General features: G+C 72.5%; 13 protein-coding genes. 9 read left to right on the forward strand and 4 right to left on the reverse strand.

The window, feature by feature from the left end; translation table 11 throughout:
• From IPZ69_RS27015 to IPZ69_RS27030, 4 genes are all read left to right on the forward strand, one after another.
• On the forward strand, positions 1–1,519 hold a 1,519-nt coding region (locus IPZ69_RS27015; protein WP_235457124.1), incomplete at its 5' end, for a GMC family oxidoreductase.
• On the forward strand, positions 1,516–2,559 hold the full coding sequence (locus IPZ69_RS27020; protein ID WP_235457125.1) for a quaternary amine ABC transporter ATP-binding protein: 1,044 nt from the start codon (positions 1,516–1,518) through the stop codon (positions 2,557–2,559). The genes IPZ69_RS27015 and IPZ69_RS27020, both read left to right, overlap by 4 nt.
• Positions 2,559–4,502 (forward strand): ABC transporter permease, encoded by a 1,944-nt coding sequence (locus tag IPZ69_RS27025; protein WP_235457126.1) that lies wholly within the window; start codon positions 2,559–2,561, stop codon positions 4,500–4,502. Before IPZ69_RS27020 ends, IPZ69_RS27025 begins: the two co-directional genes overlap by 1 nt.
• 1 nt (position 4,503) lies before the next feature.
• Complete coding sequence (locus tag IPZ69_RS27030) at positions 4,504–5,469, forward strand: ABC transporter substrate-binding protein (protein WP_374293970.1); 966 nt, start codon at positions 4,504–4,506, stop codon at positions 5,467–5,469.
• 6 nt (positions 5,470–5,475) lie between these two features.
• Here the strand turns inward: IPZ69_RS27030 and IPZ69_RS27035 are convergent, their stop codons facing one another.
• Together IPZ69_RS27035 and IPZ69_RS27040 are read right to left on the reverse strand one after the other, a co-directional pair.
• A complete protein-coding gene (locus IPZ69_RS27035) occupies positions 5,476–6,273 on the reverse strand; it encodes an isocitrate lyase/PEP mutase family protein (protein ID WP_235457127.1) in 798 nt (265 codons plus the stop codon).
• Positions 6,270–6,767: a carboxymuconolactone decarboxylase family protein gene (locus tag IPZ69_RS27040; protein WP_235457128.1), complete on the reverse strand. Its 498-nt coding sequence runs from the start codon at positions 6,765–6,767 to the stop codon at positions 6,270–6,272. Before IPZ69_RS27040 ends, IPZ69_RS27035 begins: the two co-directional genes overlap by 4 nt.
• A 47-nt stretch (positions 6,768–6,814) precedes the next feature.
• Between IPZ69_RS27040 and pdxR the strand changes: the two genes are divergently transcribed.
• On the forward strand, positions 6,815–8,239 hold the full coding sequence (gene pdxR, locus IPZ69_RS27045) for a MocR-like pyridoxine biosynthesis transcription factor PdxR (protein ID WP_235457129.1): 1,425 nt from the start codon (positions 6,815–6,817) through the stop codon (positions 8,237–8,239).
• Between the two features lie 408 nt (positions 8,240–8,647).
• Here the strand turns inward: pdxR and IPZ69_RS27050 are convergent, their stop codons facing one another.
• Positions 8,648–9,472: a DMT family transporter gene (locus IPZ69_RS27050; protein WP_235457190.1), complete on the reverse strand. Its 825-nt coding sequence runs from the start codon at positions 9,470–9,472 to the stop codon at positions 8,648–8,650.
• A 204-nt stretch (positions 9,473–9,676) separates the two neighbouring features.
• Between IPZ69_RS27050 and IPZ69_RS27055 the strand changes: the two genes are divergently transcribed.
• The 4 genes from IPZ69_RS27055 (at position 9,677) to IPZ69_RS27070 (ending at position 12,760) form a co-directional block, all read left to right on the forward strand.
• Positions 9,677–10,024: a GntR family transcriptional regulator gene (locus IPZ69_RS27055; protein ID WP_235457131.1), complete on the forward strand. Its 348-nt coding sequence runs from the start codon at positions 9,677–9,679 to the stop codon at positions 10,022–10,024.
• A 46-nt stretch (positions 10,025–10,070) separates the two neighbouring features.
• A complete protein-coding gene (locus IPZ69_RS27060) occupies positions 10,071–11,078 on the forward strand; it encodes a DUF1648 domain-containing protein (protein WP_235457132.1) in 1,008 nt (335 codons plus the stop codon).
• Positions 11,079–11,180: 102 nt separating this feature from the next.
• Positions 11,181–11,534 carry a hypothetical protein gene (locus IPZ69_RS27065; protein WP_235457135.1) on the forward strand — a complete coding sequence of 118 codons (354 nt, stop codon included), beginning with the start codon at positions 11,181–11,183 and terminating at the stop codon, positions 11,532–11,534.
• 14 nt (positions 11,535–11,548) lie between these two features.
• Positions 11,549–12,760, forward strand: coding sequence for a glutathionylspermidine synthase family protein (locus IPZ69_RS27070; RefSeq protein ID WP_235457136.1), 1,212 nt, complete (start codon positions 11,549–11,551; stop codon positions 12,758–12,760).
• Here the strand turns inward: IPZ69_RS27070 and rocD are convergent.
• The gene (gene rocD, locus IPZ69_RS27075) at positions 12,757–13,962 is read right to left on the reverse strand and encodes an ornithine--oxo-acid transaminase (RefSeq protein ID WP_235457137.1); all 1,206 of its coding nucleotides are present in this window, start codon (positions 13,960–13,962) and stop codon (positions 12,757–12,759) included. The two genes, IPZ69_RS27070 and rocD, sit on opposite strands and share 4 nt — an antisense overlap.
• Positions 13,963–14,022: the final 60 nt, after the last annotated feature.

Raw genomic sequence — 14,022 nt, forward strand, 5'->3', positions numbered from 1 at the left:
CCATACCTACGACTACGTCGTGATCGGCGGCGGCACGGCGGGCTCCGTCATCGCCTCCCGCCTGACCGAGAACCCGGATGTCACCGTCGCCGTCATCGAGGGCGGCCCCAGCGACGTCGACCGCGACGACGTGCTCACCCTGCGCCGCTGGATGGGCCTGCTCGGCGGCGAACTCGACTACGACTACCCGACCACCGAGCAGCCGCGCGGCAACTCCCACATCCGGCACAGCCGGGCCCGCGTCCTGGGCGGCTGCTCCTCGCACAACACCCTGATCTCCTTCAAGCCGCTGCCGTCCGACTGGGACGAGTGGGAGGAGGCCGGCGCCAAGGGCTGGGGCGCGGTGCCGATGGAGGCGTACTACGCCCGCCTGCGCAACAACATCGTCCCCGTCGACGAGAACGACCGCAACGCCATCGCCCGCGACTTCGTCGACGCCGCCCGGACGGCGCTCGGCGTGCCCCGCGTCGAGGGCTTCAACCGCGAGCCGTTCGCCGAGGGCGTCGGCTTCTTCGACCTCGCCTACCAGCCGGAGACCAACAAGCGGTCGTCGGCGTCGGTGGCGTACCTGCACCCGGTGATGGACGAGCGGCCCAACCTCCGCATCTTCCTGGAGACCTGGGCGTACCGGCTGGAACTGGACGGCACGCGCGCCGAGGGCGTGCACGTGCGCACCAAGGACGGCGAGGAACTCCTCGTACGGGCCCGCCGCGAGGTCCTGCTGTGCGCGGGCGCGGTCGACTCGCCCCGGCTGCTCCTGCACTCGGGCATCGGCCCGAAGGCGGACCTGGAGAAGCTCGGCATCCCGGTCGCGCACGACCTCCCGGGCGTCGGCGAGAACCTGCTCGACCACCCCGAGTCGGTGATCGTCTGGGAGACCCACGGCCCCATCCCGGAGAACTCCGCGATGGACTCCGACGCCGGCCTGTTCGTGCGTCGCGACCCCGAACACACGGGCCCGGACCTGATGTTCCACTTCTACCAGATCCCCTTCACGGACAACCCGGAGCGCCTCGGCTACGAACGCCCGGAGTTCGGCGTCTCGATGACCCCCAACATCCCCAAGCCGAAGAGCCGCGGCCGCCTGTACCTCACCAGCGCCGACCCGTCCGTGAAGCCCGCCCTGGACTTCCGCTACTTCACCGACGAGGACGACTACGACGGCCGCACCCTCGTCGACGGCATCCGCATCGCCCGGGAGATCGCCAAGGCCGAGCCGCTGGCCTCCTGGCTCAAGCGGGAGGTCTGCCCCGGCCCGGACGTCACGGGCGACGAGGAGCTCGGTGAGTACGCCCGCAAGGTCGCGCACACCGTGTACCACCCGGCGGGTACCTGCCGGATGGGCGCCGTCGACGACGAACAGGCCGTCGTCGACCCCGAGTTGAAGATCCGTGGCCTCGACGGCATCCGCATCGCCGACGCCTCCGTCTTCCCGACCATGACCGCCGTCAACCCGATGATCGGGGTGTTGATGGTCGGTGAGAAAGCCGTCGACCTGATCGAAGGTGGTGCGCGATGAGTACTCCCGTCTTCTCCGTGAACGGACTGTGGAAGGTCTTCGGCCCGAAGGCCGACCGCATCCCCGCGGACCCCGAGCTGACCGGCCTGCCGCCCGCCGAACTCCGCGCCCGCACCGGCTGCACGGCCGCCGTCCGCGACGTCTCCTTCGACGTGCGCAAGGGCGAGGTCTTCGTCGTCATGGGCCTGTCCGGCTCCGGCAAGTCGACGCTGGTGCGCTGTCTGACCCGGCTCATCGAGCCGACCGCGGGCAGCATCTCCATCGACGGCGAGGACGTCCGCGCGATGGACCGCACCCGGCTGCGCGAACTGCGCCGCCACCGCGCCGCGATGGTCTTCCAGCACTTCGGCCTGCTCCCGCACCGCACCGTCCTCGACAACGTGGCCTACGGCCTGGAGATCCAGGGCGTCGCCAAGTCCGAGCGCCGGGAGCGGGCGCGGAAGGTCGTCGCCAAGGTCGGCCTGGAGGGCATGGAGAAGCGCAGACCCGCCCAGCTGTCCGGCGGCCAGCGCCAGCGGGTGGGCCTCGCCCGGGCCCTCGCCGTCGACCCCGAGGTGCTGCTCTTCGACGAGCCGTTCAGCGCCCTCGACCCGCTGATCCGGCGCGACATGCAGGACGAGGTGACCCGCCTGCACCGGGAGGAGGGCCGCACGATGGTCTTCATCACCCACGACCTGAGCGAGGCCCTCAAGCTCGGCGACCGCATCGCCCTCATGCGCGACGGCAGCGTCGTCCAGCTCGGCACCCCGGAGGAGATCGTGAACTCCCCGGCCGACGACTACGTCCGCGAGTTCGTGCGCGACGTCCCGCGCGAGCAGGTCGTCACCGTCCGCACGGCGATGCGGCCCGGCGACTGCGGCGGCCCGGAACACCCCGGCGCGCTGCCCCCCGAGGCGGTCGTCGCCGACGCGATCAGAACGGTCGCCCACGGCGGCAGGCCGGCCTGCGTCGTGGAGAACGGCCGGTGCCTGGGGGTGGTGGACCACGAGCGGCTGCTCGCTGTGGTCGCCGGAACGGAGCCGGGCAAGGAGGCGGCGTAATGGCCACTGTCACCGCTGCCGCCCCGCGCCTCGCGCTGCCCGGATTCCTCCGGCGCCCCGCGGCCCGCAAGCTCGTGCTGCTCGCCCTCGCCGCGGCCGTTCTCGTGCCGCTGGCCCACGCCCGCTGGGCGAGCGGCAGCTGGCCGCACGCCCTCACCGTCGACCTGTCCAAGCCGCTCGCCGACGCCAGCGACTGGGTGATCGACAACCGGGACAGCCACCCGCTGTTCCTGTACTTCTTCGGCTACGTCAGCAACGCCGTCGTGCTGTCCGTACGCGCCGTCTACCTGGCGCTCCTCGCCGCCGGCTGGGCGGGGGTCACCGCCCTCGGCGCCCTCGTCGCCTGGCGGGTGGCCGGGGTGCGCCTCGCGCTCGGCACGGCCGCCGCGTTCCTGGCCTGCGGTCTGCTCGGCATGTGGGTGCCGACCATGCAGACCCTCGCGCTGATGGTGGTCGCCGTGCTGGTGTCCGTGGCCGTCGGCGCCCTGCTGGGCCTCGGCGCCGGACTCTCCGACCGCCTCGACCGCGTGCTGCGCCCGGTCCTGGACACCATGCAGGTGCTCCCGGCGTTCGCGTACCTCCTCCCCGTCGTCCTGGTCTTCGGCATCGGCGTCCCCGCCGCCGTCCTCGCCACCGTCGTCTACGCCGCCCCGCCGATGGCCCGCCTCACCGCGCTGGGCCTGCGCGGCGCCGACCCCGAGGTCCTGGAGGCCGTGGAGTCGCTCGGCGCGACGGGCCCCCAGCGCCTGCTGACCGCCCGCATCCCGCTGGCCCGCAAGGAACTCCTCCTCGGCCTCAACCAGACGATCATGATGGCGCTGTCGATGGCCGTCATCGCGTCCGTCATCGGCGCCGGCGGCCTCGGCGACCGCGTCTACCAGGCGCTGGCCTCGGTCGACGTGGGCGCGGCCCTCGCGGCCGGCATCCCGATCGTGCTCCTCGCCGTCGTCCTCGACCGGGTGACCGGCGCCGCCGGCGAGCACGCCGGCGAGGGCCACCGCGACCTGCGGCCCTGGGCCTACGGCGCCCTCGGCACGGTCGCCGTCGCCGTGGCCGTCCGTCTGCTGGGCCACCTCGACTGGCCCTCCGGCTGGACCCTGAACATCGCCGAGCCGGTCAACCGCGCCGTCGACTGGATGACCGCCCACCTCTACTCCGGCGTCCCGTACATCGGCGGCACCGCGGACTGGGCGGGCCACTTCACCACCTGGGTCCTGGACCCCCTGCGGGACGGACTGCAGTGGCTGCCCTGGTGGTCGGTGCTGCTGCTGGTGGCCGCCCTGGCCTGGCTGATCGGCACCTGGCGCACTGCCCTGACCGCCGTCCTCGCGATGGCCGCGATCGGTGTGCTCGGCGTGTGGGATCCGTCCCTGGACACGCTCTCGCAGGTCCTCGCGGCCGTGGCCGTCACCCTCGTGCTCGGCTTCGCGGCCGGCATCGCCGCGGCCCGCAGCGACCGCTTCGAACGGGCCCTGCGCCCGGTGCTGGACGTCTTCCAGACGATGCCGCAGTTCGTGTACCTGATCCCGGTCGTCGCGCTGTTCGGCGTCGGCCGCGCCCCGGCCGTCGCCGCCGCGGTCGTCTACGCCCTCCCGGCGGTCGTCCGGATCACCGCGCAGGGTCTGCGCCAGGTCGACCCGGCCGCGCTCGAGTCCGCGCGCTCGCTCGGCGCCACCGGCCGGCAGCAGCTGTGGCAGATCCAGCTGCCGCTCGCCCGGCGCTCGTTGCTGCTCGCCCTCAACCAGGGCGTGGTCCTGGTCCTCGCCGTCGTCATCATCGGCGGCCTGGTCGGCGCCGGCGCCCTCGGCTACGACGTCGCCTTCGGCCTCGCCCAGGGCGACCTGGCCACCGGCCTGGTGGCCGGCGCGGCGATCGTCTGCCTGGGCCTGGTGCTCGACCGGGTGACCCAGCCGACCGAACGCCGCGCGAAGAAGGGAGCGTGACATGCGCCGCCGTATGTCCCGTCGTACGACACTCACGGCCGCCGTGGCCCTCCTGGCCCTGACCACCGGCTGCGGCGCCGCCGACATGACCAAGCAGGCCTCGCCGTTCGCGAACGCCCAGGGCGCGAAGACGGTCACCCTGTCCGTGCAGTCCTGGGTGGGCGCGCAGTCCAACGTGGCCGTGGCCCAGTACCTCCTGGAACACGAGCTCGGCTACCGCGTCGACACCGTGCAGGTCGACGAGGTCCCCGCCTGGGACGCGCTCAGCCAGGGCCGGGTCGACGCGATCATGGAGGACTGGGGCCACCCCGACCAGGAGCAGCGCTACGTCACCGACAAGAGGACCATCGCCCGGGGCGGCGACCTCGGGGTGACGGGTCACATCGGCTGGTTCGTCCCCACGTACCTGGTCAAGCAGCACCCGGACATCACCGACTGGCGGAACCTGAACAAGTACGCCTCCCTCTTCCGCACCCCGGAGAGCGGCGGCAAGGGCCAGCTGATGGACGGCTCCCCGTCCTACGTCACCAACGACAAGGCGCTGGTGACCAACCTGAAGCTGGACTACCAGGTCGTCTTCGCCGGTTCGGAGGCCGCCCAGATCACCCAGATCAGGCAGTTCGCCAAGGAGCACAAGCCGTTCCTGACGTACTGGTACACGCCGCAGTGGCTGTTCAAGAAGGTCCCGATGACCGAGGTGAAGCTGCCCGCCTACAAGGAGGGCTGCGACGCGGACACGGCCAAGGTCGCCTGCGCCTATCCGCAGACCCCGCTGCAGAAGTACCTCAACGCGGACTTCGCCAAGGACGGCGGCAAGGCGGCCGCCTTCCTGAAGAAGTTCCGGTGGACCACCGAGGACCAGGACCGGGTGTCCCTGATGATCGCCGACCAGAAGCTGACACCTCAGGAGGCGGCGAAGAAGTGGGTGGACAGCCACCCCCAGGTGTGGAAGGCGTGGCTGTCCTGAATTCCTTCATCTCGGCAGGCCGTCGGCGATCTCCCGCAGCGCACGGGCGGTGTGCCGCTGGAGCCCCGGCCCCAAGGTGACGCGCGTGGACCCGAGTTCACCGAGTTCGGTGGGCGAGGGGCCCGTGCCGTCCAGATGGCCGTGCATGTTGATCGGCCCCTCGATGCCGGCCCGCAGCAGGGGGAGCACGGCGGCCGGGGCGTGGATCGGGTACACGCAGTCGGCGCCCGCGGCGACGTACAACGCGGCCCGCTCGATGGCCCGTTCGGGATCCGCGACTCCGCACAGGAACGTGTCGATGCGGGCGTTGACGAAGAGCTGGTCGGCGGCGGCCGCGCGCACCTCGGCGAGCCGCTCGGCGTGCTCCCGCGGGTCCTTGAGGGCACCCCGGTGCGAGTCTTCGAGGTCACAGCCCACGGCGCCGGCCTCCAGCAGCCGCTCCACCAGCTCCTTCGGCGCCAGCCCGTAGCCTCCCCCAAGCTCTCGGCTGCCGCTCGACCAGGGGGGACCCCCACCGACCTCGGCCGACACCGGCACGTCCACGGCCCGTACGATCCGCGCCACCGCCGCGAACATCTCGTCCGCCGGGGTCGACCCGTCCGCGTGGCCCAAGGCAGCGGCGATGCCCGCGCTCGGCGTGGCGAGTGCCGGGAACCCGGCCTCCTGTAACACCCGGGCCGAGGCCGCGTCCCAGGGACCGGGCAGGACCAGCGGGTCGCCGTGCGCGCGCCTGCGGTGCAGGGCGCGGAACACGTCGATCCCGCGGACCGGCCCGGTCTCCCCGGTCGTTCCCGTACGGGTCACCCGAACTGGCCCGGCTGGTAGTGGCCCGGGGCCATACGCGTGGTCACGCCGAACCGGTTCCACGCGTTGATCACCGTGATCGCGGCGATCAGCTGCGCCAGCTCGGCCTCCTCGAACTGCTTGGCGGCCCGCTCGTACACCTCGTCCGGCACGAAGCCGTCCGTGAGGACCGTGATCGCCTCGGTCAGCTCGATCGCCGCCAGTTCCTTCTCCGTGTAGAAGTGCCGCGACTCCTCCCACGCGCTGAGCTGCACGATCCGCTCGACGCTCTCACCGGCCGCGAGCGCGTCCTTGGTGTGCATGTCGAGGCAGAACGCGCAGTGGTTGAGCTGCGAGGCGCGGATCTTCACCAGCTCGTACAGCGTGGGGTCCAGGCCCTTACGAGCGGCGCTGTCGAGCCGGACCATCGCCCGGTAGACCTCGGGGGCGTGCTCGGCCCACTGCAGGCGGGGCGGGACTTCGGGGGCGTAGGGGGTGGTGTGTTCTGTGGTCATGCCATCGACCCTAGGAGCAAGGCAGCCCAGGAGTATGGTCCATTTACATGGCAGAATCCTGGGCCACTCTGGGCGTCGACCTGCACCTCGAACCGACCGGGGCGGCCGGTCTGCGCCGGGGCCTGACCGACGCGCTGCGCGACGCCGTGCGCACCGGCCGCCTCGCCCCCGGCACCCGACTGCCCTCCTCCCGCACCCTCGCCGCCGACCTGGGCATCGCCCGCAACACGGTCGCCGACGCCTACGCCGACCTGGTCGCCGAGGGCTGGCTCACCGCCCGGCAGGGCTCGGGCACCCGGGTAGCCGAACGAGCGGTGGCCCGCCCGGCCGGCACGGCACCCCGCCGCCGCGCACCCCAGCGGCCCGTCCACAACCTGATCCCCGGCACCCCCGACCTCGCCGCGTTCCCGCGCGCCGAATGGCTCAGGGCCGCCCGCCGGGCCCTCACCGCCGCCCCCTCCGAGGCCCTCGGCTACGGCGACCCGCGCGGGCGCCCCGAACTGCGCGCCGCCCTGGCCGGCTACCTCGCCCGCGCCCGCGGCGTGCGCGCCGACCCCGAGGCGATCGTGATCTGCTCCGGCATCACCCACGCCCTGCGGATCCTCGCCACGGTGCTGCACAACCGCGGCGCGGGGACGGTGTTCGTCGAGTCGTACGGCCTGGTCCAGCACCGGACCCTCCTGACGGAGGCGGGCTGCGCCACCCGGCCGCTCCCGTACGACGCGCGCGGCACGGACACCGGCGGGCTGACGGACGCCACGGCCGCCACGGACGCAGCCGACGCCGGGGCCGTGCTGCTCACCCCGGCGCACCAGTTCCCGATGGGCACCGTCCTGCACCGCGACCGGCGGGCGGCCGCCGTGGACTGGGCGCGGCGCACCGGCGGGCTGGTCCTGGAGGACGACTACGACGGTGAGTTCCGCTACGACCGCCAGCCGGTCGGCGCGCTGCAGGGCCTGGACCCGGACCACGTGGTCTACCTCGGCACCGCCAGCAAGTCGCTGGCCCCCGGGCTGCGGCTGGGCTGGATGGTGCTGCCGCCGGCGCTCGTCGAGGAGTGCGCGGCGGTCAAGGGCCACACCGACGTGTGCGGGGTGCTGGACCAGCTGACCCTCGCCGAGTTCCTCACCACCGGGGCCTACGACCGTCAGGTGCGCTCCGCCCGGCTGCGCTACCGGCGCCGCCGCGACGCCCTGGTCGCGGCCGTCGCCGCCCGCCCGCCCGAGGCACCCCCCATCGAGGTGACCGGCATCGCGGCCGGGCTGCACGCCGTGCTGCGCCTGCCGCCCGGCACCGAGCGCACGGTGGTGCAGGCCGCCGTCTGGCAGGGCCTCGCCCTGCACGGCCTGTCCGCGTTCCGCCACGAACACGCCGCGACCGAGCCGCTGGACGCCGTGGTCGTCGGATACGGGACACCGGCGGAACACGCGTGGGCGGGGGCGTTGCGGGCGCTGTGCAGGGTGTTGCCTTGAGGGTGGCTTCGGCTAAGCGGGGGTCGCAGGGGAGGGTGGCAGGGGGTCGGCCACAAAGGTCCCCAGTCCGACTTCGCCCCGCGTCCAGCCCTGTTCCCGTACATGCCGCATTCCTGAGCCTCTTCCGGCCTTCCCGCGGAGCGCCCCGCGCCGACACGCCGCCGCCTCTCATCGCCTGGCCGTCCGCAGGCCTCCGCCGTCCTGGTGGCTCTCGTCGGTGCCGTACTTGAGGCGGGGGAGGCGTCGGACGCCGAACTCGCCGCCTTCGTACCGCCGTTGCACGCTGCGCTCGGCGAATGCGTGGGCATGATTGCGGCGGACGGGGAGTGACGGTGTAGAAGCATGCTGCCCTGGGTGCCCAGGGCTCGTCCTGGGCACCCAGCGAGTGGCGGGTTTGAGGAGGCGGCTTCAGGCTTCTTCCTCCGCCGGCGCCTCCCCGAACCGTGCGAGCGCCAGTGCTCCCGCCACCGCCACCGCGAACCCCAGCACAGCCAGCCAGGTGAACCCCTCCCGCGTCCGGTCGCCGAGCCAGATCACGCCGATCGCCGCCGGGCCGATCGTCTCGCCGATCACCAGGCCGGCCGTCGCCGTCGTCACCGCGCCGCGCTGCAGGGCGGAGGTCAGCAGAATGAAGGCGGCGCCGCCGCCGATCAGGAGGGCGTAGGCCGCCGGGTTGGTGAGCAGATCGGCCAACCGCCGCGAGTCGATCAGGCGGACCGAGACCTCCACGACCCCGAATCCGAAGCCCGCCCCCAGGCCCAGTACCAGCGCCCGCATACGCCCGGTCAGCCGCCCGCCCAGCAGAGCGAGCAGCAGCATGCCGACCGCAGTCGCGAGCATCGCCCACTTCAGGGCGTCCGAACCCTCCTGCTCGCCCTCCGGCCCGGACGCCGCCCCCAGCATCGCGAGCCCGGCGCACACCACGCCCACCGCGCCCCACTCCGTGCCGCTCAGCCGCACCCGCAGCAGGCGCGCCGCGACCACCGCCGTCACCGCCAGACTCGACGCCAGTGCCGCGCTGACCGCGTAGATGGGAATCGAGCGCAGCGCGGCGATCTGGAACAGGAAGCCAAGACCGTCCAGCGCAAGACCTGCCAGGTACCGCCATTGCCTGAGCGCCCGCAGCAGCAGTGCCGCCTCGCCGCCCCCGCCCGTACCGGCCTCCCGCGCCGCGATCGCCTGCAACACCGTCGCCGCACCGAAGCAGAGCGCCGCGGCCAGGGCACACACCATTCCGAAGAGCACGAAGTGACTTTAGGCGAACAGGGAATCGCGGAGGCCTCCGCACCCGCTCTCATACCGATTGCGTGCACAGCCCGTCCGTCGGTCCCTCTGCACGGCAACGGATCCATCGGGGCGACGAGTTCAGCGAGCACGGGCCCAGCCATCCCCGCGCCCTGTCCGGGTAAAGCGCATGGTGCTATCTTCAGTAGCACCATGTTGCTGCGTTTGGACAAGAGAGACACCCGCCCGCTGCACGAGCAGGTGGCAGGGGCCATCCGGCGCGCCATCGCCGAGGGCGAGTGCCGGCCGGGAGACCGCCTGCCGTCGGCACGCGACCTCTCCGCGGCGCTGGACGTCAACGTCAACACCGTCCTCAGGGGGCTGCGCAGCCTCCGGGAGGACGGACTGCTGGAGTTCCGCAGAGGCCGGGGCGTGACCGTGGCGGAAGGCGCAGACGAGCGCTCCGGACTTCTGAACCAGGTGTACGCGCTGGTGACCGAGGCGGCACGTCTGGGCTACAGCAGGACCGATCTCATCGAGATGATCAGGGGGATGGCGTGAACGACGGCACAAGGACCGGGCGCGGTGCGCGCTGGGGTGCCGGACAGTGGGTACGGCCGGTCTGATCGCCGCCCTGCCCTGGGCCGCCCACGGGCGGCTGCCGGACCGCTTGGCCACCCACTGGGGGTCGGGGCAGGACACCCCGGACGGGTCCATGCCCCTCTGGGCGGCATCCCTCTTTCCGGCCCTGATCTGGCTGGCCCTGACCGCGATCGTGTTCGTGGCCCAGCGGCGGGCCGGAGACCCCGCGCGCGGCACGACGCGGGCGTGGACCGCCGCCGCCCTGCTGTCGGGGGGCATCCTCCTCGGCGGCGCGCAGGCGTCCGTCGTCCGCGCGAACCTGGATCACGCGGACTGGCACCAGGCCCGTCAGCCGACGGCGTGGATCGTCGTGACGCTCGCGGGGGCGGCCGTCGCCGCCGGAGTCGTCGGATGGCTGGTGAACTCGCGCGTGGCGGTCTCGGCCGCGCCCGCCACACAGGAGCCCTCCGGCCCGGTTCTGGAGATCCCGCGCGGGCAGCGCCTGGTGTGGTTCTCCCGCATCACCAATCCCTGGCTGCACCTGCTGGCGGCAGTGGCCGGCCTGGTGGCGGTGGCGGCCCTCGTCACTCTGGTCAGCGGCCTCGCGACCGCCGGCCCGTTGTGGGCGCTGCTCGCTCCGTTCGCGTTCACGTCCCTGGCCGTGGCCGGTTGCGCCACCGTGCAGGCACGCGCATCGGAGCGCGGCCTGGAAGTGGCGTTCGGGCCGCTCGGTTGGCCCGCCCGGCGCTGGCCGGCCGAGGACATCGAATCGGCCCGCGCCGAGAACCGCACCCCCGCACAGGTCGGGGGCTGGGGTTACCGGCTCCGTGGTCTCGGCACCACGGTCATGCTGCGGAGCGGAGAATGCCTCGTCATCCGGACCCGGGGAAAGGGCAGGGAATTCGCCGTCAGCATCGACGACGCGGAGCGTGGCGCGGCTCTTCTTAACGCGCTCAATATGACTCGCCCGTTCCTCCGCACGGCCACCGTGCTCCACGGTGCGGCACACACCATCCCAAAGACCACGAAGTGACATCGGGGGAGAGGGCGATCCGGTGACCCGCCTCGGTGGCCGCTCTTACCGTTCTCTAGGCTGACCGCCGAAAACAGGCCAGCCAACGGGGGAGACACCAGCATGGACACCGCACGCCGACGCCTTCGCTCGGGAACCGTTCTGCTCGGCGGGATGGGCCTGCTCGCCACCGCCCTGACCGCCTGCTCCTCCGCCCCGGACAAGCGCTGCGTCGACCGCGACAGCTACCGGCTGGCCAAGGGCTACAAGATCGTCTCCGACAAGAACTGCAAGTCCACCAAGGCCTTCGCCGACGGCGCCTGGTACTACGGCGGCAAGAAGAAGGGCTCCTGGGCGAGCGGCGGCTCCTTCACCAAGCCGAGCAAGGGCTCCGGCTCGCATTCCAGCTCGGGCGGCTCGCACGGCGGCGTCCACCGTGGCGGCTTCGGCGGCGGCCACGGCAGCTCCGGCGGCTGACGAGGAATCGTCCCATGGAACGCCGTACGACCACCCCCCGCCCCGGCTGGCAGCAGACCGTCGAGGAACAGGGGCTGATCTACCCCCTCACCCGCCAGCCGGACGGCTCGCTACGCCCGTACTGGGACGAGAGCGCCTACTACGTGTTCACGCTCGACGAGGTCGAGGCGTTGGAGGAGGTCGTCGAGGAACTGCACCGCATGTGCCTGGCGGCCGCCGAGCACATCGTGGCCGAGGGCCGCTTCGCCGACCTCGGCATCACCGACCCGCGCGTCGCCCAGGTCGTCGCCGAGGCGTGGCGGCGCCGCGCCGAACTCCCCTCCGTCTACGGCCGCTTCGACCTCCGCTACGACGGCACGGGCCCGGCGAAGCTCCTGGAGTACAACGCCGACACCCCCACCTCCCTGGTCGAGGCCGCCTCACCGCAGTGGTTCTGGATGGAGGAGCGCTTCCCGGGCGCCGACCAGTGGAACTCCCTCCACGAACGGCTGGTGGCCGCCTGGAAGAGCCAGGCCGCCCTCCTGCCGCCCGGGAGCCCGCTGTACTTCGCGCACTCCTCGGAGGACGAGCTGGGCGAGGACCTGATGACGGTCGCCTATCTCAAGGAGACCGCCGAACAGGCCGGCCTGGACACCGAGTGGATCTCCATGGAGGAGATCGGCTGGGACCCGCTGTCCGGCCGCTTCGTCGACAACCACCTGCGCTTCATCCGCAGTTGCTTCAAGCTCTACCCCTGGGAGTGGCTCACCACCGACGCCTTCGCGGGCCACGTCCTCGACACGCTCGACAACGGCGGCGGCACCGGCAGCACCCTGTGGATCGAACCCGCCTGGAAGATGCTGCTGAGCAACAAGGCCCTCCTGGCGATCCTCTGGGAGCTGTACCCCGGCCACCCCAACCTGCTGCCCTCCTACCTCGACGGCCCGCGCGAACTCGCCACCACCACCGGCTACGTCGCCAAGCCCCTCCTGGGCCGCGAGGGCGCCGGCGTCACCGTCCACGAACCCGGCGCGCCCGCCGCCCCGCGCGACGAACCCTGCTGCTACCAGCAGCTGGCCCCGCTCCCCGTCCTGGGGGTCCCCCCAGGCGATAGCTCTGGGGGAGGCAACCACGTCGTCCTCGGCGCCTGGGTCGTCCACGGCGAGTCCGCCGGCCTCGGCATCCGCGAGTCCTCGGGCCTGATCACGGACGAGTACGCCCGCTTCCTGCCCCACGTGATTCTCTAAGTCGCCAGCACCGCGCGGAGCTGGTCGAGGCCCCAGTCCAGGTCCTCCTTGGTGATCACCAGGGGCGGGGCGATCCGGATCGTGGAGCCGTGCGTGTCCTTCACCAGGACACGCCGGTCCATGAGCCGCTCCGAGACCTGCCGCCCCGTACCGAGCCGCCGGTCGATGTCGACCCCGGCCCACAGCCCGCGCCCCCGCACCTGCGTCACCTTCCCGGCGCTGAGCAGCCCGCCCAGCTCCCGGTGCAGATGCTCGCCCAGCTCCGCCGACCGCGCCTGGTACTCGCCGGAGCGCAGCATCGCGATCACCTCCAGCGCCACCGCGCAGGCCAGGGGGTTCCCGCCGAACGTCGACCCGTGCTCGCCCGGCCCGAACACGCCCAGCACCGCCGCACTCGACACCACCGCCGACACCGGCACGATCCCGCCGCCCAGCGCCTTGCCCAGCACGTACGCGTCCGGCACGACCCCCTCGTGCTCACAGGCGAAGGTCCGCCCGGTCCGGCCCAATCCCGACTGGATCTCGTCGGCGATGAAGAGGACGTTCCGCTCCCTCGTCAGCTCCCGGACCGCCCGCAGATAGCCGGCCGGCGGAACGATCACCCCCGCCTCGCCCTGGATCGGCTCCAGCAGCACCGCCACCGTGTTCTCGGTGAGCGCCTCCCGCATCGCGGTCAGGTCCCCGTACGGCACGATCTCGAAGCCCGGCGTGTACGGCCCGAAGTCCGCCCGCGCCTCGGGATCCGTGGAGAAGCTGATCACCGTCGTCGTCCGGCCGTGGAAGTTGCCGCCCGCGACCACGATCTTCGCCATCTCCGCGGGCACCCGCTTCACCCGGTAGCCCCACTTGCGGGCCGTCTTCACCGCCGTCTCCACCGCCTCCACCCCGGTGTTCATCGGCAGCACCATCTCCATCCCGCACAGCTCCGCCAGCTCCGTGCAGAACGCGGCGAACCGGTCGTGGTGGAAGGCCCGCGAGGTGAGCGTCACCCGGTCCAGCTGCGCCCTGGCCGCCGCCACCAGCCGCCGGTGGCCGTGCCCGAAGTTCAGCGCGGAGTAACCGGCCAGCAGGTCGAGGTAGCGCCGGCCCTCGACATCCGTCATCCAGGCCCCGTCCGCGGTGGCCACGACCACCGGCAACGGGTGGTAGTTGTGCGCACTGTGGGCGTCGGCGGCGGCGATGAGCGTCTCCGTCGTGGTCACGGGAACTCCAGAGGGCCGAAGAGTCGAGGTTCATCCCCCTTCCTATCCCTGCTCGGATGG

Source organism: Streptomyces olivochromogenes, from assembly GCF_021538895.1.
GTDB classification, from domain to species: Bacteria; Actinomycetota; Actinomycetes; order Streptomycetales; family Streptomycetaceae; genus Streptomyces; species Streptomyces olivochromogenes_A.